Raw genomic sequence first — 20,621 nt, 5'->3', positions numbered from 1 at the left:
AATAGTCCTGCGAAAACTTACTTGCCTTGCGGGCGCAGATACGCGAGCCAGCGGCGCTCGGCCTGGCGGAACAGCCACACGAGCGTGAACGAGATCACCAGATAGAGCAGGGCGGCGATGCCGAACGCATGGAACGACATGTAGGTTGCCGAGTTCACGTCGCGGGCGATCTTCAGGATGTCCGGCACGGTCGCGGTGAACGCGACGGTGGTCGCGTGCAGCATCAGGATCACTTCGTTGCTGTACAGCGGCAGCGCGCGGCGCAGCGCCGACGGCAGGATCACGCGGCGATACATCGTGAACGTGGACATCCCGTACGCGCGCGCGGCTTCGATCTCGCCGTACGACGTCGCCTTGATCGCGCCCGCGAAGATCTCGGTGGTGTACGCGCAGGTGTTCAGCGTGAACGCGAGCAGCGTGCAGTGCATCCCGTCGCGGAAGAACGCGTCGAGCATCGGCGTGCCGCGCACGGCCTGCAGGCTGTAGAGGCCCGTGTAGCAGAGCAGCAGCTGCACGTAGAGCGGCGTGCCGCGAAACACGTACGTGTAGAGCCACACGGCGCCCGACAGCCACTTCTTCTTCGACACGCGCGCGACCGCGAGCGGCACCGACAGGCAGAAGCCGAGGCCGATCGACACCACCAGCAGCCACAGCGTGATCGCCACGCCGGTGATGCGATAGCCGTCGGTGTACAGATAGTTGCGCCAGTATTCTTGGATGAGTTCGATCATAGGTCAGCCTTGCGGACGCCGGTCGAGTAGCGCTTTTCGAGCCACATCAGCACGAAGTTCGAGATCGTCGTGATCGCGAGGTAGACGGCGCCCGCGATCAGCGTGAAGAAGAAGAACCGCAGCGTGCCCTTGCCGGCGTCCTGCGATGCCTTCACGACGTCGGCGAGGCCGATGATCGACACGAGCGCGGTCGACTTCACGAGCACCTGCCAGTTGTTGCCGATGCCGGGCAGCGCGAAGCGCATCATCTGCGGGAACATGATCCGCGTGAACACCTGCCAGTTCGTCATCCCGTACGCGCTGCCGGCCTCGAGCTGGCCGCGCGGCACCGACAGGAACGCGCCGCGGAACGTCTCGGTGAAGTACGCGCCGTAGATGAAGCCGAGCACGAGCACGCCGGCGAGGAACGGGTCGATGTCGATCTGGTCCCAGCCGAGCGCGTCGGTCGCCATGTTCAGCCAGATCTGCAGGCTGTAGAACAGCAGCAGCATCAGCACGAGATCGGGCACGCCGCGGATCAGCGTCGTGTAGACGGTGCCGACGCCGTTCGTGAAGCGGTTGCGCGACAGCTTCGCGCCCGCGCCGAGCAGGCCCAGCAGGAACGACAGCGCAAGCGAAAGCACCGCCAGTTTGACGGTTTGCCAGGTGCCAGCGAGGATCAGCGGGCCGTAGCCTTGTAGAAACATATGTGGTCCCTGGTGTGGTCCCTTGGGGCGCACGCGGTGCGCCGCGAAAGTCGCGCCCGCCAAGCTGCGCGGAACGCCCCGTGCGTATCATGACCGTCCGCCCCGGCATCGGTGCCGGGCGAGCCCGCCGCGCGAACGGCGGGCAAGGGGGCGGGCGGCGCGTGGTCGACTGCCTGTACTGCGCGGACACGGGGCCGCCCCCGCGTCCGTTGCTGCTTCGTTTCGGCGCTTACCGGGCCGAAGCCGAATAGACGCTGAACGAGAAGTACTTGTGCGACAGCCGGTCGTACGTGCCGTCCTTGTGCATGTCGGCCAGTGCCTTGTTGATCTTGAGCTTCAGGTCCGTATCGTCCTTGCGCAGCCCGATCGCGGTGCCGTCGCCGATCGTCTTCGGATCCTTCACTTCCGGCCCGGCGAACGCGAAGCCCTTGCCGCGCGGCGTGCGCAGGAAGCCGTAGTCGGCCTGCAGTTCGTCCTGCAGCGTCGCGTCGAGGCGGCCCGAGCCGAGATCGGTATAGACCTGGTCCTGGTTCTGGTAAGGAATGACCGTCACGCCCTGCGGCTCCCAGTACGCCTTCGCGTAGGTTTCCTGCGTCGAGCCCTGCTCGACGCCCACGCGCTTGCCCTTCAGCGACGCGACCGTCGGCAGCAGCGGCGAGCCGGCCTTTGCGATCATCCGCGCCGGTGCGTCGTAGACCTTGTCGGAGAAGTCGATCTGCTCGCGGCGCTTGTCGGTGACGGTCAGCGACGACACGATGATGTCGTACTTCTTCGCCTTCAGCGCCGGGATGATGCCGTCGAGATCCTGCGCGACCCATACGCATTTCACGTTGATCCGCTTGCAGATTTCCTTCGTGAGATCGACGTCGAAACCGACGATCTCGCCGCTCGGCGCGGTCGACTCGAACGGCGGGTAGCTGGCGTCGACGCCGATCCGCACGGTCTTCCACTCCTTCGCGAAGGCGCTGCCCGCCACGAGGGCGACGGCGGCGCACAGGGCGGCCTTCTTCATTTCCATCCTTCTGTTGCTGACTTTCCGGGAGCGCTCGCGGCCGGTCGGACCGGGCGCCGCGGCGTATTCTAGACGGCCAAAAATCGCCGAACGGCGCTCTGGCGATGGCGGCCGCCGGAACGGCGAACGCCAAAAGGGCGGTATTTTACCCGAACGCGATACCCGGAAACCGGCAATCCGGGCCGACCGACGGATTCTTCGACGTATTGACCCGGCCGTTGCGATAATCGGTGTATTTGCAATGGACATTGCATGGATTGCATGCACACGTGCAACGATGCGGTGCGCAGACGGCGGATTGTGGCGCGATTGGCACACCCATACAGTGACGGCAGACCAGAACAACGCACGTCACGGAGTGTCCGTCCCATGTTCCAGATCCGCCGCGCCGCCGATCGCGACCAGCGCAGCCACGGCTGGCACGAATTCCTTCACAGCTTTCCCTTGGGGTCCGGCCGGAGCGGGCCGTCGGCGTTCGGCGCGTTGCGCGAACTGAACGAGGAATGCATCGCGCCGACCCGCGGCTACGGGATGCGGCCGTACCGCGACGCGGAAATCGTCACCTACGTGCTCGACGGTGCGCTGGGACATCGCGACAGCCTCGGCAACGGCGCGATCGTCCGCGCGGGCGGCGTGCAGCGCATGAGCGCGGGCACCGGCGTCATGCTGAGCGAAACCAACGCGTCGCATGACGCGCCGTTGCGCCTGCTGCGGATCTGGCTCGCGCCGGCCGGGGCGGGCGGCCGGCCCGGCTACGCGCAGACGCGCTTCGCCGACCACGAGAAGCGCGGGCGGCTGCGGCTCGTCGCGGCGCCGGACGGCGGCGACGGTGCATTGCCGGTGCGTGCGGACGCACGCATCTTCGCGGGGCTGATCGACGGCGACGAAGCGACGGCGTTCGACCTGCCGGCCGGGCGCCGCGCATACGTGCACGTGGTACGCGGCGACGTCGAGGTGAACGGCCGCGCGCTGGCCGCGGGCGACGGCGTACGGATCGGCGGCGTGGACGCGGTGGCGTTCGCGCGCGGCCGGGCGGCCGAGGTGCTGCTGCTCGACGTCGCCTGACACGAAAAAGGGGACGCGGGCCGATGCCCGCGTCCCCTTCGACGCCGCTCCGGGAGCGGCCTGCCGGCTTACTGCGCCGGTGCCGACGCGCCCTTGGCGGCCGCGCGGTGCTGCTCCCAGCGCGCCTTCATCTTCTCGTGGCGCTGCTCCATCTTCGCGAACTGCTGCTTGAGCGCCGTGCTGACCGTGGTCTTCTGCTGGTCGTTCAGCCCGTTGTAGAACGTGAGCCATGCGGCGGACGTCTGCTCGCGCAGCTGCGCGTTCTGCGCTTCGGCCTGCTGGCGGGCCGAGTGCAGCGCGTTCAGGTCGAGGATCGGCTGGTTCTGCTGCGCCTTGAGCTGCTCGCGCATCTGCTCGCGGCTCTTGCGCATCGTGTCGCGGTTCTGCTTCATCGTGTTGACGGCCGTCTGCCATTGCTGTTCCTGCGACGCGTTCAGCTTCAGCTGGTCGTGCAGTTTCATGATCACGCCGAACGGGCCGCCGTCGTGGCCGCCGTGCATGTGGTGGGCGCCGGGGCCGCCCGGAGGCGGCATGTCGTCTGGCTGCGCCGCATGCGCGGTGCCGAATGCGAGAGCGAGCACGGTGGCGGCCGCGATGGCCACGCGGGAAGTCTTCTTATACATTTCAGAAACTCCTTGTATCCAAAGGGTCCGGCGATGCGGTGCCGGGAAAGCCGTGTACCGCATCCGGTAAGACGCAGATTAGCGATGCAGGCTCCGGCCGGTGTTACGCGGGGCGGTGGCTGGGTTACCGTGCATTACAGTTCCCTTGCGCGGTAACCCGCAGTAACCCTTTCGTCCCTTTGTTTCGTTCTTCGACTCCGCCCTCGCGCGGTAAACTTCGAGCCATGACTACCCAGATCCTCATCGTCGACGACGACCAAGAACTCCGAGACCTGCTGCGCGACTATCTCGTGCGCCAGGGGATGGAAGTGTCCGTGCTGCACGACGCGGCGACGCTCGAGAAGCGCCTCGAGCGCGAGCGGCCCGACCTGATCGTGCTGGACCTGATGATGCCGGGCGTCGACGGCCTCACCGCGCTGCGCCAGTTGCGCGCGGCAGGCGACGACATCCCCGTGATCATGCTGACCGCGCGCGCGGACGACGTCGACCGCATCGTCGGCCTCGAACTCGGCGCGGACGACTACCTCGGCAAGCCGTTCAACCCGCGCGAACTGCTCGCGCGCGTGCAGGCCGTGCTGCGCCGGCGTCGGGCGACGCCGTCGGCGGCGGCGCCCGAACAGCGCGAGCCGTTCGCGTTCGGCCGCTTCGTGCTCGACTTCCAGGCGCGTACGCTGTCCGTCGACGGCAAGCCGGCCACGCTGTCGAGCAGCGAGTTCGCGCTGCTGAAGATCTTCGTGAACCATGCGCTGCGCACGCTCACGCGCGAGCGGCTGCTCGAGCTGCTGCACGGCCCCGAGTACGACGGCACCGATCGCGGCATCGACGTCCAGGTGTGGCGCCTGCGCCGCATTCTCGAAACGGATCCGTCGACGCCGCGCTTCATCCAGACGGTCCGCGGGCGCGGCTACGTGTTCGTGCCCGACGGCGAGGCCCATGCGCAAACCCATTGATTCACTGTTCGGGCGGCTCGCGCTGCTCGTCATCGGTGTCCTGCTCCTGTCGCACTTCGCGTGGTTCTTCGCGATGCGGCTCGAGCGCAGCCAGATGCAGACGCGTTACGCGGTCGAAGAGGCCGCGTTCCTGGTCGACGCGGTGCGCCAGCACGTCGAGCGCACGCCCGACCAGCCGCTGCCGTCGCGGGTGAGGCTCGTGGCGCCGGACAGCGCCGACGTGCCGAACGGCGATCCGTCGAACCTGCCGGCGCCGCTCAAGCGGTTCCGCGACGACGTGAGCGAGCGGATGCCGCCCGGCACGCGCGTCGAGATCGGCGCGCCCGGCCGGCCGCCGGTGCTGTGGGTGAAGGAGCCGACCGATCGCAACTGGATCGTGGTGCCCGTGCAGCCGCTGCGGCCGCCGCGCTCGCTCGACCGGATGCTGCTGTGGCTCGGCACGATCTTCTCGGCCGGCGTGATCGCCGCGTTGTTCGCGGCCTGGCAGCTGCAGCAGCCGCTGCGTTCGCTCGCGCGCGCGGTTGCGCGCTTCGGCCGCGGCCAGCCGGTGCCGCCGCTGCGCGAGCGCGGCCCGCGTGAGCTGCGCCAGCTCACGCACGGCTTCAACCAGATGGTCGAGCAGGTATCGCAGGCCGAGAGCGACCGGGCGGTGATGCTGGCGGGCGTCGCGCACGACCTGCGCACGCCGCTTGCGCGGATGCGGCTGCGGGCGGAAATGATGGACGACGTCCGGTTGCGCGACGGCGTCGTGCGCGACGTCGATTCGATGTCGCACATCGTCGACCAGTTTCTGGCGTTTGCGCACGGCGGGTCCGACCGCAGCGAGCCGGTGCCGGTCGACCAGGCATGCGAGCGGATCGCCCGCAGCTATCGCGCGGTCGCGCCGAATGCGCCGACCGTCCAGACCCGGCTCGACGCCGATCCGGGCTTCCGCCTGCCGACGGCCACGCTCGACCGGATCCTGTCGAACCTGCTGGACAACGCGCATGCGTACGGTGCGCCGCCCGTGCTCGTCGAGACGTCGCGTACGCCGACCGGCTACGTGCTGTCGGTCAGCGACAGCGGCGGCGGGATTGCGCCGCGCGACCTCGCGGCTGCGACGCGGCCGTTCGTGCGGCTCGATCCCGCGCGCGGCGGCAACGGCCACAGCGGGCTCGGGCTCGCGATCGTCGAACGGCTCGTCCTCAGGCTGGGCGGTACGTGCGACATCGGCAACCGTCCCGAAGGCGGCCTGCGCGTCGCGATGACGTTCCCGTTCGAGGTCGTGCCGAAGGACGAGCCCCACGCCCAGGCTGCATGAGCGGATGCGGCGCCGGCCCGGCCGGGCCGGCGCCGCACGGCATCATTCGCCGAACAGCGTGCCGAGCGTCTCGGCCGCGTTGCTGTCGATGGTGTTGTAGGTCACGGTGGTGGCCTCGAAGATGTAGACGGTCGTATACCGGCCGAGGCGCTCCAGGATTTCCTCCTGCAGCGATTCCGGCACGACGTTCATATTCAGGTACCATGCCGTCGACGACAGCCGCGTCTGGAACGACCCGTACTCCTGCATCAATTCGTAGAACGCGTCGGCATCCTGATCGCGGCAGACGATCACCAAGTTTCCTGCCATTCCCTTTCCTCCCGCTCGTCGATCGATCCCGAGGGCCCGTTGCCATCGGAACGCGCGCAACAGGCCCCAAGGGCCAGCCCTGATCATACCCGCTTAGTCGTATCCGGCTGGTGACGTCCGACAGGGTTTGCGCGCGCTTGCGGCTGGCGGGTTCCCGGCCGGGCCGGATCACGGCATAATTCGGGCCTGCTGCCGGCCGAAGGACCGCGGCCGGGTTGCTCGACCCACGCCTCCGACGCCCGCTTGCGCGCCAGGCACGATCCGTGCGCCGCCGGCGCCGGTCCCGGACGGTTGTACCTGAAATACAGGTTGGTGTAGTGTCGTGCCGTCGCAGGCCGGCTCGTCCGGGGCGCGGCAGCGCATGCACGCACGGCGCATCGCGCTCGCGCGCGATCGTCAGTCAATCGAATTACCGCACCCGTGCGCTTTGCCATGAATCAACATCGACTGCCGGCTTCGTTCGGCCTTACCGGGGAGGGCGCCTGATGGACGTCGGATTCTTCAATCCGAACCGGACCGCCAACGCGTCCGCGTGGCGCGTCCTGCCGAATCGGTGGGATTTCATCGCGTTTCCGCTGATCATCTGCCTGATCGCGATGGCGGTCGTCGGTTTCCACGAAACGATGGCGCCGATCGGCACGCTGCAGACGCAGAAGATCTCGCTCGATCCTTCGAACCTGCCCGAATACGCGCTGCGCACCACGCTGCGGATGCTCGCCGCGATGGTCGCGTCGCTTGCGTTCACGCTGATCTACGGCACGCTCGCCGCGAAAAGCCGCCGCGCGGGCATGGTGCTGATCCCGATCCTCGACATCCTGCAGTCGGTGCCGGTGCTCGGCTTCATTTCGTTCACCGTCACGTTCTTCCTCGCGCTGTTCCCGAGCCGCGTGCTCGGCGCCGAGCTCGCGGCGATCTTCGCGATCTTCACGAGCCAGGCGTGGAATATGACATTCAGCTTCTACCAGTCGCTGCGCACGGTGCCGCGCGATCTGGACGAAGTGTCGCGCGGCTTCCACCTGACGTCGTGGCAGCGCTTCTGGAAGCTCGAGGTGCCGTTCTCGATGCCGGGGCTGATCTGGAACATGATGATGTCGATGTCGGGCGGCTGGTTCTTCGTCGTCGCGTCGGAAGCCATTACCGTCGGCAACCACACCATCACGCTGCCGGGCATCGGCGCGTATCTCGCACAGGCGATCTCGGACCAGAACTTCGGTGCGATCGGCTGGGTGATCCTCACGATGACCGTCGTGATCCTCGCATATGACCAGTTCCTGTTCCGCCCGCTCATCGCGTGGGCCGACAAGTTCCGGATGGAAAACACCGCGTCGGGCGACGCGCCGCAATCGTGGCTGCTCGACCTCGTGCGCCGCACGCGCCTGATTCATCAGTTGCTCGTGCCGGCCGGATGGTTTTTCGCGAAGGCCGCGCGGATTCCGCTGCGCCTGCCGCTGTCGGGCGCGATGCGCTTCACGCTGCCGAAGGTCGAGAAGAAGGCGTCGCGCACGGTCGACATCACATGGGCGGTGCTCGTGCTGCTCGGCACGGCCTATATCGTGTGGCGCGTCGTGAGCTTCGTCGCGACCGGCGTGACGATGGCCGAGGTCGGCCACGTGCTCGTGCTCGGGCTCATCACGCTGCTGCGCGTGGTCGTGCTGATCACGATCGCATCGGTGATCTGGGTGCCGATCGGCGTGTGGGTCGGGCTGCGCCCGAAGCTCGCCGAGAAACTGCAGCCGCTCGCGCAGTTCCTCGCCGCGTTCCCTGCGAACCTGCTGTTCCCGGTGTTCGTGATCGTGATCGCGCGCTTCCACCTGAACCCGGACATCTGGCTGTCGCCGCTGATCGTGCTCGGCACGCAGTGGTATATCCTGTTCAACGTGATCGCCGGCGCGACGTCCTACCCGAACGACTATCGCGAAGCGGCGACGAATTTCCGCATCCGCGGCTGGCAGTGGTGGCGCCAGGCGATCCTGCCGGGCATCTTCCCGTACTACGTGACCGGCGCGATCACCGCGTCGGGCGGCGCGTGGAACGCGAGCATCGTGTCGGAAGCGGTGCAGTGGGGCAATACGCGGATCGAGGCGCACGGCCTCGGCGCGTATATCGCGCAGACCACCGCCGCCGGCGATTTTCCGAAGATCATCCTGGGCATCGCCGTGATGTCCCTGTTCGTCACCCTGTTCAACCGCCTGTTGTGGCGCCCGCTGTACGCCTTCGCCGAAGCGAAGCTGCGACTCGACTGAGACTGATTGAGAGCGAAACGCGATGCACAATCCGAATGCTGTAAACGCCCCCGTTCAGACGAACCAGCCGCCGCGCCTCGGTGAAGAAATCCTGCGCGTCGATCACGTCTGTCGCGGCTTCAACAAGACGCAGGGCGAACTGCTCGTGCTCGACGATGCGAACCTGTCGCTGCGCGAAGGCGAGATCGTCGGGCTGCTCGGCCGGTCCGGCTCGGGCAAATCGACGCTGCTGCGGATCATCGCCGGGCTGATCGAGCCGACCGGCGGCGAAGTGACTTACCTCGGCAAGCCGCTGCGCGGCCCGGCTGAAGGCGTCGCGATGGTGTTCCAGACCTTCGCGCTGTTCCCGTGGCTCACCGTGCTGCAGAACGTGGAAGCCGGCCTCGAGGCGCTCGGCGTCGGCGCGCGCGAGCGGCGCGAGCGCGCGCTGGCCGCGATCGACCTGATCGGTCTCGACGGCTTCGAGAACGCGTACCCGCGCGAGCTGTCGGGCGGGATGCGCCAGCGTGTGGGCTTTGCGCGCGCGCTCGTCGTCGACCCGACGATCCTGCTGATGGACGAGCCGTTCTCCGCGCTCGACGTGCTGACGGCCGAGACGCTGCGTACCGACTTGCTTGATCTGTGGACGCAGGGCCGGATGCCGATCAAGTCGGTGCTGATCGTCACGCACAACATCGAGGAAGCGGTGTTCATGTGCGACCGGATTCTCGTGCTGTCGTCGAATCCGGGCCGCGTGATCGCCGAGATCAAGGTGCCGTTCAAGCATCCTCGCAACCGGCTCGACCCGGCGTTTCGCAAGCTCGTCGACGACATCTACGCGAAGATGACCGCGCGCCAGACCAACGAGGCGACGAAGAAGGGGCTCGAACTCGGCAGCTGGCTGCCGCAGGTGTCGACCAACCTGATGGCCGGCCTGATCGAGACGCTCGCGATGGCGCCGTATCACGGCCGCGCCGACATGCCGGAAATCGCGCGTACGCTGCATCTGGAGGTCGACGATCTGTTCCCGATCGCCGAAGTGCTGCAGTACCTCGGCTTCGCGGACGTGCGGGAAGGGGACGTGTTCCTCACGCCGCCGGGGCGCGTATTCGCGGAATTCGGCACGCAGGAGCGCAAGCTGATGTTCGCGGATCACCTGCTGAAGCACGTGCCGCTCGCCGCGCGGATCAAGAAGGTGCTGAACGAGCGGCCGGGCCATCGCGCGCCACGCGTGCGCTTCGAGCAGGAGCTGGAGGATTTCCTGTCGGACGGTGCCGCCGAGGAGACGCTCGACGCGGTGATCGACTGGGGCCGTTACGGCGAGATCTTCTCGTACAACGACCAGACCGAGATTTTCAGTCTCGAGGACGTCGAGTCCTGATCCCGGCGGGACATTCGGGCGCGGAAGGCCCGAATGTCCGATCCGCGGTTTCATGCGACCGCATCTAGTCGATGTGATCGCGGCGCATCCGTGGCGTCGGCAACGGGTGCCGGGTGCGTCGGCGAAGCGAACGCAAAAAAGTCCGGGGCAACGTGATGCCTACCGCCCCCTTACTGCAGATTCCCCCACCGGTCGACCGCCGGTTCCGCCGATGCCCACTTCCAGTGCGTGCCTTGCTGGCACGCATTCGCGAAAAACCAGTCGGCCTTGTCGCCGTCTTTCACCGAGAACGCGAATTCCTTGCACAGCGCGAGCGCCGACGAATACGCGCGCGTGACGCGCACTTCGCCTTCGCCGTTTTCCAGCGGCAGCGTGTTCTTCACCTTCCACGGCTTCACTTCGCCGACGGCGAGGCTGCCGGCCGTCTTCGCGATCGCGTCCTGCTGGTTCTGGTGAAGCTGCTTCATCGTGCGGTTGACGGCTTCGTCGGTCGCCGCCTGGACGGCAATGCCGACGCCGACGCCGACCGCCGGATTCGCGGTGACGAGGCCCGTCGCCGCACCGGCGAGGGCGCCGCTCGCCGCGCCGACCGATCCGCAGCCCGACAGCGTCGCCGCCGCCGCGCAGAGCGCGCCGACGGCCGCGATACGGATCACGACGCTCATTGCAGCGCGCCCCAGCGTTCGGTCGCCGGTTCGGCCGATGCCCATTTCCACACGGGGCCGTCGCGGCAGATCGTGGCGACGTAGAACGCCGATTGCGCGGCCTTGTCGTTTTTCGCGGGCGTATCGACCGCGAACACGATTTCCTTGCAGTCGAGCGGGCCGACGCTGATCATCCGGCTGACCGTCACGCGGCCCTGCTCGTCGTCCTCGATCGGGAACGAGTGGTGCGTCGACCACGGGGCGACGCCGCCCACGTCGAGCGGGCCGGCGGCTTTCGCGATCTGTTCCTGCGTGTAGCGGTGGGCGACGCGCTGCGTGTACTGGACGCCTGCCCGCGCGCCGGCGACGGCGCCGAGGCCGATGCCCGTCGCGACGGCGGCGTTGTTGGTGACCTTGGAGGCGATCGCAGCGCCCGCGATACCGGCGCCGGCCGTCGCGCCTTCGCTGTACAGCGAGTTACAGCCCGACAGCAGTGCGGTCGTGGCGATCACGGCCAGCACGATGCGCACCGGCGTGGCCCGGCGCGGCGATTCGAAACGAATGTTCATCCCTGAGTGCAAGTCCTGTCTGGGTGAGCGGCGTCGCATGCACGCCGTCATGTCGCGTCATTGTTTCGCAATTGTCAGGGGAAAAATGCAAAGCTTTGACAAATCGCCGGACGGGATGCCGCGCGTGCGCGCGGCGTTATTGTCGAATAGATGAACGGAGAAGGGTCGAAACGTTACAAATTGAAGGTAATTGTTACCTCGGCGTGCAAGGAAGCGACCTAGACTCCTTAGCTATGGAATGTTTCTACGACGGCCTCGGGCCGCGCCGCACATGAGACACCCTGCCATGCGCCGTTCGAAACGGATTTCGCCTCGCCCGGCTGACGCCAGGGCCGACCGCACGCGTCCGCAGCCCGACGCGCCCGCATCCCCGCTCGCCGATGCGCCCGGCGAAACACCGTCCGACGGCGATCACAACCAGGGCGGCGCCCGCCCGGAAGGGCTCGACTATCAGCGGGATCTCGGCCAGGAGCAGGACGCCTGATGCCGTTGCCGCCGTATTGCGCCGCTGCCTTTCACACCTGCATCGCTCACGTCTGAATCGCCGCACGGCCGCCTTCGGGCAGCCGTGCCCGCCTTGGCGCGCGCCGCGCGCCAGCCAATCGAATCGAGGAGGAAACGCCGCATGAGCAGATTGATCGTGGTATCGAACCGTGTCGCCGCCGGCGAGGACACGCGCCCGAGCGCGGGCGGCCTGGCCGTCGGCGTGATGGACGCGCTGAAGGAGACGGGCGGCGTCTGGTTCGGCTGGAACGGCGAGATCGTCGGCGCGCAGGACGCCGAGCCCGCGATCCAGCGCGACGGTAACGTCACCTATGCGACGGTCGGGCTGACCCGGCGCGATTACGACCAGTACTATCGCGGCTTTTCGAACGCGACGCTGTGGCCGGTGTTCCATTACCGCGGCGATCTCGCGCGCTTCGATCGCCAGGAGTATGCGGGTTACCTGCGCGTGAACGCGATGCTCGCGAAGCAGCTCGCCGCATTGCTGCGCCCCGACGACCTGATCTGGGTGCACGACTACCACCTGTTGCCGTTCGCGCATTACCTGCGCGAGCTCGGCGTGACGAACCCGATCGGCTTCTTCCTGCACATTCCGTTTCCGTCGCCCGACATGCTGCGCCTCGTGCCGCCGCACGAGGAACTCGTGAAGTTCATGTGCGCGTACGACGTCGCGGGTTTCCAGACCGAGGCCGACAAGCAGGCGTTCACCGACTACATCGAGCGGCGCGGGATCGGTGCGGCGAGCGACGACGGGATGCTGCACGCGCACGGTCGCGTCGTGAAGGTCGCCGCCTATCCGATCGGCGTGCATCCCGATGCGATCGCGCAGGCGGCCGTCCAGTACGGCACACGCAAGCCGGTGAAGATGCTGCGAGAGGCACTCGACGGCCGCAAGCTGGTGATGAGTGTCGACCGCCTCGACTATTCGAAGGGGCTCGTCGAGCGCTTCCAGTCGTTCGAGCGGATGCTCGCGAACGCGCCGGGCTGGCAGGGACGTGTGTCGCTGCTGCAGATCGCGCCGCCGACGCGTTCCGACGTGAAGACCTATCAGGACATTCGCGAAACGCTCGAAGGCGAGGCCGGCCGCATCAACGGCCGCTTCTCGCAGCTCGACTGGACGCCGATCCAGTACCTGAACCGCAAGTACGAGCGCAACCTGCTGATGGCGTTCTTCCGGATGTCGCAGGTCGGCTACGTGACGCCGTTGCGCGACGGAATGAACCTCGTCGCGAAGGAGTACGTCGCGTCGCAGGACCCGGCCGATCCGGGCGTGCTCGTGCTGTCGGAGTTCGCGGGCGCGGCGGCCGAGCTGACCGGCGCGCTCCTCGTCAATCCGTACGACCTGTCGCAGATGGCCGACGCGCTCGAGCGCGCGCTGTCGATGCCGCTCGCGGAGCGGCAGGCGCGCCACGAGGAGAACCTCGCGCGGCTGCGCGAAAACGACCTGTCGGTCTGGCGCGATACGTTCGTCGCCGACCTGCGCAGTGTCGCGGCGGCCGCGTCGGTCACGCGGCGCGCCGGCCGGCGGATTGCGCATGCGTGAATTCGGGCAGGCGCCCGGCACGGACGACGATGCCGCGCGCCGCTTCTTCGTCGTGACCGGCGGCCCTGGCTCGGGCAAGAGCACGTTGCTCGATGCGCTCGAGCAGGCCGGCTTCGCGCGCTCGCAGGAGGCCGGGCGCGGCGTGATCCGCGACCAGATGGCGATCGACGGGCGGGCGCTGCCGTGGCGCGACCCGGCAGCGTTCGCCGAGCTGATGCTGAGCTGGGAGATGCGCTCGTACGAGCTCGCGCGGCATGCGGGCGGGCCGGTGTTCTTCGATCGCGGCGTGCCGGACGTGATCGGCTACCTGCGGCTGACGGGGCTGCCGGTGCCCGCGCATGCGCAAGCCGCGGCCCGCCGTTTCCGCTATCACCCGCGCGTGTTCATCGCGCCGCCGTGGCCCGACATCTATACGCAGGACACCGAGCGCAGGCAGGATTTCGCCGAAGCCCTGCGTACCTACGACGCGATGGTCGAGTGCTACACGACCTATGGCTACCGGCTGGTCGAACTGCCCCGCGACAGCGTGCAGGCGCGCGTGCGTTTCGTGACGGACGCGCTCGACGCCGAATGACGCGCGGGCGTCCGCCAGCGGCGCGCGACGCGCGGCGCCGTCAGGTTGCCGCGTCCGGCCGCGGCGAAGCGATGCGCAGCATGCTGACGGCCGCGGCCACCGCCGCGAATACCGCGGCGACATAGAGCGCAATCGTCGGCCCGCGATCGGGCGCGAGCCCGAAGATCAATGCGACGAGTGCGGCGCCGAGCGTCTGCCCGGTGAGCCGCGCGGTGCTCAGCATCCCGCCCGCGCCGCCGCTGCGTTCGCGCGGCGCCGACGACAGCATCGCGCGGTTGTTCGGCGACTGGAACAGCCCGAAGCCCGCGCCGCACAGCGCCATCCGCCACACGATGTCGACGGTGCCCGGGTGCGCGCCGATCGTCGCGAGCGACAGCAGCCCGGCCGCGAACAGCGCAAGCCCGATTCCGCCGAGGATGCCGGCCGAATAGCGATCCGACAGCACGCCCGCGAGCGGCGCCGCGAACACGATCACGAGCGGCCACGGCGTCATGTAGAGGCCCGTCTCGACCTGCGAGAAGCCGAGCGAGTGCTGCAGCCAGAACGGCAGCGCGACGAACGCGAGCATCTGCGATGTGAACGACGCCATCGACGTATAGATCGACAGCGCGAACATCGGGATGCGCATCAGGTCGACGGGCAGGAGCGGCGCCGGCTGCGACAACTGGCGCTTCACGAAGAAGTAGCCGACGACGAACGCGACGGCCAGCTCGGCCGCGACGTACGCGTGGCCTTCGCCGTGGCCGAGCCCGTCGACGGCCGTGATCAGCAGCCCGAACACGCACGCGTTCATCAGCGCGCTCGGGAAATCGTACGGCGCATCGTGCAGCGGGTTGGACGGCAGCGCGCGCACGCTGCCGAGCACCGCGGCGATGCCGATCGGCACGTTGACCGCGAACAGCCACGGCCACGACGCAACCGACAGGATCGCGGATGCGACCGTCGGCCCGATCGCCGACGACAGCGCCACCACCATCGCGTTGATCGACAGCCCGCGCCCGAGCATCGACGACGGGTAGATCATCCGCACGAGCGCCGCGTTGACGCTCATGATGCCGGCCGCACCGAACCCCTGGATCACGCGCATCACGGCGAGCATCGGCAGCGAGCCCGCGAGCGCGCAGCCGAGCGACGCCGCGGTGAACAGCGCGAGGCCGGCGATGTAGATGCGGCGATAGCCGATGCGCTCGCCGAGCGACGCGAGCGGCAGCAGCGTGATCGTGACCGCGAGCTGGTAAGCGTTGACGATCCAGATCGACGCGGCGTCGGACGCGTGCAGGTCGCGCGCAATGGTCGGCAGCGCGACGTTCGCGATCGCGCCGTCGAGCACGGCGAGCGTGATGCCCAGTGCGACACAGACGATCGCCCAGTAGCGTTGCGGAAGCGGCAGGCCGGTATCGGCATTCATGACGGGAGCAGATGCAGGGTTGTCCGCGCGCCCGGTTGCCGGTTGCATGCGCAACCATGCGAAAGGGTGGAGGCGGCGATCGGCGGCCCGGCCGGCGCGACTGCACCGGAGCGGGGCCGGTCGAGTGTATCACCGGGCCGCATTGCGCGACGCCGGCACTCAGCCTTCGAAGTCGAGGCCGCCGAGCCGCACGAGCGGATCGGCCTGCGTGCGCGACAGGAGATCGATGTCGCGGGCGCTTTGCCATGCGCCGAGTTTTTTCGGCAGCGCGGCCAGGTAGTGCTCGAAGCGCTGCGGGCCGTCCGGCTCCATCAGCCGCTCGATTTCGTCGGTATCCCAGGTCAGTTCGAGGTTCAGCGGATGCGCGAAGCCGCTGACGTGCTCGTGCGGCGCGCTGCGGATCTGCACGCGCGTCGGATGTCCGTGGCCGCCGTACGGGACGACGTCGGTCAGTACGTGATCGGCGAAGAAGGCGGCGATCGCCTGCGCGATGCGCGGCGCGAATTCGGTATCGAAACGGCGGGCGGTTTCGGGCTGCATGACGGCGTCTCCTATGTGCCGAAAATCGTAGCATGGCGGCGCCGCGTTTCGTTGGGCGTGATCGCGGTAATCGCGCGTTACCACTTGCTGCATCTATTACGGCCGCATGCCGCCACAATGCATCGCATCCAGTACCACTACGCGTGGGAGTGCATCATGAAAAAAATTGCCGCAGTGTGTGTCCTCGCCGGTTCGCTTGCCGTGGCGGGCCCCGCGTCCGCGCATGGCCGCGACGGCGGTGCCGTCATCGGCGCATTGATCGGCGGGGCGGTGCTGGGCGCGATCGTGACGTCCGCGATGAATCCGCCCGTCGCGTATCAGGCGCCCGCGTACCAGGCACCCGCCTATCAGCCGCCGACGTATTACCAGGCGCCCGCGTATCAGCAGCCTGCGTATCCGACCTACCAGCAGGCGCAGTACCAGGACGCGGGCCCGAACTACTGCTACGACCGCTACCAGCGTGCGTACGTGTGCGGCGCGCCCGTGTCCGGTGGCTACGCGCAGCCGGCCGGCTGGTAAGCGCGCGGGCGAACGGCGTGTGAACGGTCGGCGTCCCGCCGACGTTCGCATTGCCGCACCGGACGACAAAAGGCCCTCGCTTCATGCGAGGGCCTTTGTCTTGTGCGCGGCGGTCCGCACTTCCGCATGCCGGGTGCGCCACCGGCGGGCCGTGCGCGGATACAAACGGTTGCAATTGCGTGCGTCAGTGGCGATGGCCGCCGCCTCCGCTGCCCCCGTCGCCTCCGTTCCAGTCGCCGCGATGTCCGCCGCCGCGACCCCAGCCGTTGCCGCGGTTGCCGCGGTCGCCGTCCCAGTGGTGGTCGCGCCGACCGCGATCCCAGTCGCGTCCGCCGCCTCCGCCCCAGATATTGACCGTGCCGTACACGGGCGACGGGCTGTACGCGTAACCCGGCGACGAATAGTACGGCTGCCCGTAGCCGTATCCGGCGTCCGGGGCGACGACGCAGCCGGCCAGCAGGGTGGCGACGCCGGCGACAGCAATGAGCTTCAGCATGATGTTCTCCGTTGATTCCCCTATAAGTACCGCGCAAGCGGATTGCCAGCTGTTTGCAATTGTGTCGTCAAATTACAGTGCAGTAAGGTCATGAGACGAAAGTGTTAGCATCCGGGGCTCATTTGTTTTTGGGGAGTACATCGATGAAATTCGCGATCCGGGCCGTGCTGGCCGCTTTCTGCGTGACGACTGCCGCCGCCTGCGTGGCCGCGCCTGCGTCGGCGCCCGCCGTGCCGGCCGAGTCGATCAAGATGTTTCCGCAGGCAGCGGCCGGCCAGCAGCGCGTCGTGATCGCGCTGCCTGCGCTCGAGAACGAAGGCGATGCGCGCGTCGAGCTGATGATCGGCAAGACGCTGCAGACCGACTGCAACCAGCAGTGGTTCGGCGGCGAGCTGACCGCGGAGGACGTGAAGGGCTGGGGCTATACGTACTACCAGCTCACCGACGTGAAGGGGCCGGCATCGACGCTGATGGCATGCCCGGGCCAGGCGCCGCAGCAACGGTTCGTGCAGGTGCGCGCCGATGGCCAGCTGCTGCGCTACAACAGCCGCCTGCCGCTCGTCGTCTATGTGCCGGACGGCTTCGAGGTGCGCTATCGCGTGTGGCATGCGTCGAAGGACGTGCAGCACGCGGTAAAGCAGTAACGTGCGGAAGCGGAAGCGGAAGCGGAAGCGGCGGCGCGCGGCGCGCGGCGGCGGTGTGCTGCCGCTATGCGCTGCCCTTGCCGACGAGCGCGGGCCATGCGGCCAGCGCGGCTTGCGCGACGGCCTCGAGATCGCGACGGCTGGCCCCGTCGCGCGCCTGGATCGACATGCCCTGCTGGACCGTGACGTAATACCGCGCGATCGCGTCGAGGTCCGCTTGCGCGGCGATTTCGCCGGTCGCCACGCCTTGCTCGAGGCGCTCGCGCAGATTCTCCACCGTGCGCTCACGCATCGCGATCAGCGTTTGCCGAACCGTATCGGAACGCTCGGCCGGATGCAGTGCCGACAGCACGATCAGGCAGCCGGCCGGCTTCGAGCGCCGCGTGAACACGCGCGCGGTATCCATCAGGTAGTTCCGCACGGCGTCGTGCGCGCTGCCTGCCTGCTCGACGCCGCCCCAGATCTCCCGTCCCTCCGTTGCGCGGTAGTGCTCGAGCGCCTGCCGGAACAACGCTTCCTTGCTGCCGAATGCCGCATACAGGCTCGGCGACGCGATCCCCATCGCGCTCGTGAGGTCCGTCATCGACGCGCCTTCGTAGCCGAGACGCCAGAACACCTCCATCGCGCGATCCAGCGCCGCTTCCTTGTCGAAGCTTCTCGGTCGGCCCCGCTCAGCCATTGCGTCCGTTCCTTCGTTGATATCTGTATCGATCGATAAAATAAATCAATTGACTGTGCCGCGCAACTTGCCACATTCTGTGTCGGTCGTTACATAAATGAGGAAAGGAATCGACATGAACCGACTTCAGGGCAAGCGTGCACTCGTCACGGGCGGCAGCCGCGGCATTGGCGCGGCGATCGCGAAACGGCTGGCAGCCGATGGCGCGGACGTCGCGATTACCTACGAGAAATCGGCCGAGCGGGCGCAGGCCGTCGTCGCCGGCATCGAGGCGCTGGGCCGCCGTGCCGTTGCGATCCAGGCCGACAGCGCCGATCCGGTGGCCGTGCGCGACGCGGTCGATCGTGCGGCGGACGCGTTCGGCGGCCTCGACATCCTCGTCAACAACGCGGGGATTTTCCGGGCCGGCGCGCTGGACGACCTCACGCTCGACGATATCGACGCGACGCTGAACGTGAACGTGCGCGCGGTGATCGTCGCGTCGCAGGCGGCGGCGCGGCATCTCGGGGAGGGCGGGCGCATCGTGTCGACCGGCAGTTGCCTTGCCACGCGCGTGCCCGATGCGGGGATGAGCCTCTATGCGGCGAGCAAGGCCGCGCTGATCGGCTGGACGCAGGGGCTCGCGCGCGATCTCGGCCCGCGCGGCATCACGGTCAATATCGTGCATCCGGGGTCGACGGATACCGACATGAATCCGGCCGATGGCGACCATGCGAATGCGCAGCGTTCGCGCATGGCGATTCCGCAGTACGGTAAGGCCGATGACGTCGCGGGGCTCGTCGCGTTCGTGGTCGGGCCGGAAGGGCGGTCGATCAACGGGACCGGGTTGACGATCGACGGTGGTGCGAACGCGTGAACGCGCGGCCACCCGGCGTGATTCGACCGGGCGGCGTTGCGTTCGTTATCGGCAGCCGAGCCGGTGATGCTCGGTTTCCAGGTCGGCCCGCTTGTCGTAGGCGCGCAGTTCGCTGCGCGGCTTGCCGTCCGGGCCCATCCCGCGCACGACCTTCTGGCCGCGGTCAGGGGCGTGCGTGACGGCGTCGATGCCGGCGGCCAGTTCACGGCAGCGTGAGTCGGCGGAGGGGGCTTCCGTGCGCGGTGCGGCTGCGGTCGTGATGTTGGCGATGCCGGGGCTGACGTAGCGCTGTGTCGCGGGCGCGGTGACGATATCGGCGGCGATAGCCGTGCCGGTCAGCGCTGACAGCGCGGCGAGCGCCGCGATTGTTCGAATCATGGCGAGAGTCCGGATGCTGAAGAAGGTTCGGAATTCTACGCAATGTGTGGCGCGTGGCCGTGGCGATCGGGCGGGATGCGATCGTGTGTCGCAGGGCAGACCGGCGCTGAAGGTTCTGCGATGCGTGTGCGCTGTCGGCAGGCGGTGCGCATGTCGGTCGCAGCGCATCCGGAAAGTAGAAAGCCCGCTTGCTTTCGCAAAGCGGGCTTCGGGTATTGGTTGCGGGGGTAGGATTTGAACCTACGACCTTCGGGTTATGAGCCCGACGAGCTGCCAGACTGCTCCACCCCGCGGCGCGAAGTGTACTTGGGCTGAGGTGGAGAGTCAATCGATCTGTTGAGTTGTTTCGAACGGAACCAGCGGATCACCATTAACAAGCGCGATGGTCTGGTTCGTGGGGCGACTGCCGACGTTTCCCGATCTGCTTCGACGTGAGTCGTTTTTTGCGGCCGTCGTTGCGGTATTTGATCGTGGGAACGTGGATGAGACCATGAGGAGGGCGGGTCCCCGAACAGGCGACCGATGCGCACTTCTTTTACCGGTATCCACGATGGAGCGTCGCTAGCGACAGTCAAGTCGCGGACAGGGCACATGGACGTCGGCAATGCCCTATCGTCGAGGGTGCTTCATTTCCTCGGTTTCCATCGATGCGAGTCGTTCTTCACTGGCCGATACGGATTCCATGGCTTCGTTGACGGAAGCCAGTGCATATTCGCAGGCCAGTTTCGTTTCCTCGACAGTCGGCTCCGGCTCTTCGTCGTCGGTGAGCGGAGGGGAGAGCATGTCTTCGAGCATCATCGTCAGCTCGGGCGTGTCCCACGGTTCGCCCCTTTGCTCCTTCTTCTTGATGTAGTGCCGGATTTCCGCGTCTTGCTCGGGCGAGAGGGGGAGGTGCCGAAACGTATTGCTAGGGTTGGCGTCAATCATGATGTTTCTCCGAATCTTGGAAACGGCGCATTCGGACGGTTCCCTGGAATGCGAGTGCAAC

24 protein-coding genes and 1 tRNA gene are annotated in these 20,621 nt (G+C 67.5%); 11 read left to right on the top strand and 14 right to left on the bottom strand.

The window, feature by feature from the left end; all coding sequences use genetic code 11:
* Positions 1-17: 17 nt before the first annotated feature.
* From WJ16_RS12400 to WJ16_RS12390, 3 genes are all read right to left on the bottom strand, one after another.
* Positions 18-731: an ABC transporter permease gene (locus WJ16_RS12400; RefSeq protein ID WP_069257301.1), complete on the bottom strand. Its 714-nt coding sequence runs from the start codon at positions 729-731 to the stop codon at positions 18-20.
* Positions 728-1,417: an ABC transporter permease gene (locus WJ16_RS12395; RefSeq protein ID WP_021158491.1), complete on the bottom strand. Its 690-nt coding sequence runs from the start codon at positions 1,415-1,417 to the stop codon at positions 728-730. The genes WJ16_RS12400 and WJ16_RS12395 overlap by 4 nt, the downstream gene beginning before the upstream one ends.
* Before the next feature lie 229 nt (positions 1,418-1,646).
* The gene (locus WJ16_RS12390) at positions 1,647-2,429 is read right to left on the bottom strand and encodes an ABC transporter substrate-binding protein (protein WP_069258046.1); all 783 of its coding nucleotides are present in this window, start codon (positions 2,427-2,429) and stop codon (positions 1,647-1,649) included.
* 369 nt (positions 2,430-2,798) lie between these two features.
* On the opposite strand from WJ16_RS12390, the gene WJ16_RS12385 reads away from it, so the two are divergent.
* Positions 2,799-3,494, top strand: a complete 696-nt coding sequence (locus WJ16_RS12385; RefSeq protein WP_069257300.1) for a pirin family protein — start codon at positions 2,799-2,801, stop codon at positions 3,492-3,494.
* Positions 3,495-3,562: 68 nt separating this feature from the next.
* On the opposite strand, the gene WJ16_RS12380 is transcribed toward WJ16_RS12385, so the two are convergent.
* Positions 3,563-4,117 (bottom strand): Spy/CpxP family protein refolding chaperone, encoded by a 555-nt coding sequence (locus WJ16_RS12380; protein ID WP_069257299.1) that lies wholly within the window; start codon positions 4,115-4,117, stop codon positions 3,563-3,565.
* A gap of 224 nt (positions 4,118-4,341) precedes the next feature.
* On the opposite strand from WJ16_RS12380, the gene WJ16_RS12375 reads away from it, so the two are divergent.
* Positions 4,342-5,067 carry a response regulator gene (locus tag WJ16_RS12375; protein ID WP_009693256.1) on the top strand — a complete coding sequence of 242 codons (726 nt, stop codon included), beginning with the start codon at positions 4,342-4,344 and terminating at the stop codon, positions 5,065-5,067.
* The gene (locus tag WJ16_RS12370) at positions 5,051-6,367 is read left to right on the top strand and encodes an ATP-binding protein (RefSeq protein ID WP_069257298.1); all 1,317 of its coding nucleotides are present in this window, start codon (positions 5,051-5,053) and stop codon (positions 6,365-6,367) included. The genes WJ16_RS12375 and WJ16_RS12370 overlap by 17 nt, the downstream gene beginning before the upstream one ends.
* A 42-nt stretch (positions 6,368-6,409) precedes the next feature.
* On the opposite strand, the gene WJ16_RS12365 is transcribed toward WJ16_RS12370, so the two are convergent.
* Positions 6,410-6,676, bottom strand: a complete 267-nt coding sequence (locus WJ16_RS12365) for a double-stranded DNA-specific endonuclease (RefSeq protein ID WP_011545926.1) — start codon at positions 6,674-6,676, stop codon at positions 6,410-6,412.
* Between the two features lie 485 nt (positions 6,677-7,161).
* Between WJ16_RS12365 and WJ16_RS12360 the strand changes: the two genes are divergently transcribed.
* Both WJ16_RS12360 and WJ16_RS12355 read left to right on the top strand, forming a co-directional pair.
* Positions 7,162-8,919, top strand: a complete 1,758-nt coding sequence (locus tag WJ16_RS12360) for an ABC transporter permease (RefSeq protein ID WP_069257297.1) — start codon at positions 7,162-7,164, stop codon at positions 8,917-8,919.
* Between the two features lie 22 nt (positions 8,920-8,941).
* The gene (locus tag WJ16_RS12355; protein WP_069257296.1) at positions 8,942-10,279 is read left to right on the top strand and encodes an ABC transporter ATP-binding protein; all 1,338 of its coding nucleotides are present in this window, start codon (positions 8,942-8,944) and stop codon (positions 10,277-10,279) included.
* Positions 10,280-10,449: 170 nt separating this feature from the next.
* Here the strand turns inward: WJ16_RS12355 and WJ16_RS12350 are convergent, their stop codons facing one another.
* Both WJ16_RS12350 and WJ16_RS12345 read right to left on the bottom strand, forming a co-directional pair.
* Positions 10,450-10,944 carry a hypothetical protein gene (locus tag WJ16_RS12350; RefSeq protein WP_069258045.1) on the bottom strand — a complete coding sequence of 165 codons (495 nt, stop codon included), beginning with the start codon at positions 10,942-10,944 and terminating at the stop codon, positions 10,450-10,452.
* Positions 10,941-11,492, bottom strand: coding sequence for a hypothetical protein (locus tag WJ16_RS12345; protein WP_069257295.1), 552 nt, complete (start codon positions 11,490-11,492; stop codon positions 10,941-10,943). The genes WJ16_RS12350 and WJ16_RS12345 overlap by 4 nt, the downstream gene beginning before the upstream one ends.
* A 286-nt stretch (positions 11,493-11,778) precedes the next feature.
* On the opposite strand from WJ16_RS12345, the gene WJ16_RS12340 reads away from it, so the two are divergent.
* From WJ16_RS12340 to WJ16_RS12330, 3 genes are all read left to right on the top strand, one after another.
* Entirely contained in the window at positions 11,779-11,976 is a 198-nt protein-coding gene (locus WJ16_RS12340; protein ID WP_069257294.1) for a hypothetical protein, read from the top strand.
* A gap of 141 nt (positions 11,977-12,117) precedes the next feature.
* Complete coding sequence (gene otsA / locus WJ16_RS12335; RefSeq protein WP_069257293.1) at positions 12,118-13,539, top strand: alpha,alpha-trehalose-phosphate synthase (UDP-forming); 1,422 nt, start codon at positions 12,118-12,120, stop codon at positions 13,537-13,539.
* A complete protein-coding gene (locus WJ16_RS12330) occupies positions 13,532-14,113 on the top strand; it encodes an AAA family ATPase (protein WP_069257292.1) in 582 nt (193 codons plus the stop codon). The genes otsA and WJ16_RS12330 overlap by 8 nt, the downstream gene beginning before the upstream one ends.
* Before the next feature lie 40 nt (positions 14,114-14,153).
* Here WJ16_RS12330 and WJ16_RS12325 read toward each other — a convergent pair whose 3' ends face one another.
* Both WJ16_RS12325 and WJ16_RS12320 read right to left on the bottom strand, forming a co-directional pair.
* Positions 14,154-15,521 (bottom strand): MFS transporter, encoded by a 1,368-nt coding sequence (locus WJ16_RS12325; protein WP_069257291.1) that lies wholly within the window; start codon positions 15,519-15,521, stop codon positions 14,154-14,156.
* Between the two features lie 159 nt (positions 15,522-15,680).
* On the bottom strand, positions 15,681-16,061 hold the full coding sequence (locus WJ16_RS12320) for a DUF5594 family protein (protein WP_069257290.1): 381 nt from the start codon (positions 16,059-16,061) through the stop codon (positions 15,681-15,683).
* 117 nt (positions 16,062-16,178) lie between these two features.
* Between WJ16_RS12320 and WJ16_RS12315 the strand changes: the two genes are divergently transcribed.
* Positions 16,179-16,580, top strand: a complete 402-nt coding sequence (locus tag WJ16_RS12315) for a hypothetical protein (protein ID WP_069257289.1) — start codon at positions 16,179-16,181, stop codon at positions 16,578-16,580.
* 184 nt (positions 16,581-16,764) lie between these two features.
* On the opposite strand, the gene WJ16_RS12310 is transcribed toward WJ16_RS12315, so the two are convergent.
* On the bottom strand, positions 16,765-17,076 hold the full coding sequence (locus tag WJ16_RS12310) for a hypothetical protein (RefSeq protein ID WP_069257288.1): 312 nt from the start codon (positions 17,074-17,076) through the stop codon (positions 16,765-16,767).
* A gap of 143 nt (positions 17,077-17,219) precedes the next feature.
* Between WJ16_RS12310 and eco the strand changes: the two genes are divergently transcribed.
* Entirely contained in the window at positions 17,220-17,720 is a 501-nt protein-coding gene (gene eco, locus WJ16_RS12305; protein ID WP_069257287.1) for a serine protease inhibitor ecotin, read from the top strand.
* 64 nt (positions 17,721-17,784) lie between these two features.
* Here the strand turns inward: eco and WJ16_RS12300 are convergent, their stop codons facing one another.
* Positions 17,785-18,399, bottom strand: a complete 615-nt coding sequence (locus tag WJ16_RS12300; protein ID WP_069257286.1) for a TetR/AcrR family transcriptional regulator — start codon at positions 18,397-18,399, stop codon at positions 17,785-17,787.
* 115 nt (positions 18,400-18,514) lie between these two features.
* On the opposite strand from WJ16_RS12300, the gene WJ16_RS12295 reads away from it, so the two are divergent.
* A complete protein-coding gene (locus WJ16_RS12295) occupies positions 18,515-19,255 on the top strand; it encodes an SDR family NAD(P)-dependent oxidoreductase (RefSeq protein ID WP_069257285.1) in 741 nt (246 codons plus the stop codon).
* Between the two features lie 45 nt (positions 19,256-19,300).
* On the opposite strand, the gene WJ16_RS12290 is transcribed toward WJ16_RS12295, so the two are convergent.
* The 3 genes from WJ16_RS12290 to WJ16_RS12280 all read right to left on the bottom strand — a co-directional run bounded on the left by WJ16_RS12290 (position 19,301) and on the right by WJ16_RS12280 (position 20,560).
* Positions 19,301-19,633 carry a hypothetical protein gene (locus tag WJ16_RS12290; protein WP_069257284.1) on the bottom strand — a complete coding sequence of 111 codons (333 nt, stop codon included), beginning with the start codon at positions 19,631-19,633 and terminating at the stop codon, positions 19,301-19,303.
* Positions 19,634-19,849: 216 nt separating this feature from the next.
* Positions 19,850-19,926, bottom strand: a tRNA-Met gene (locus tag WJ16_RS12285).
* Positions 19,927-20,242: 316 nt separating this feature from the next.
* Positions 20,243-20,560, bottom strand: coding sequence for a hypothetical protein (locus tag WJ16_RS12280; RefSeq protein ID WP_069257283.1), 318 nt, complete (start codon positions 20,558-20,560; stop codon positions 20,243-20,245).
* Positions 20,561-20,621 lie beyond the last annotated feature (61 nt).

This window comes from Burkholderia metallica, from assembly GCF_001718555.1.
Classification (GTDB): domain Bacteria; phylum Pseudomonadota; class Gammaproteobacteria; order Burkholderiales; family Burkholderiaceae; genus Burkholderia; species Burkholderia metallica.
The sequence above is the reverse complement of the archived record's forward strand: the minus strand, read 5'-3'. Positions and strand labels throughout refer to the sequence as shown.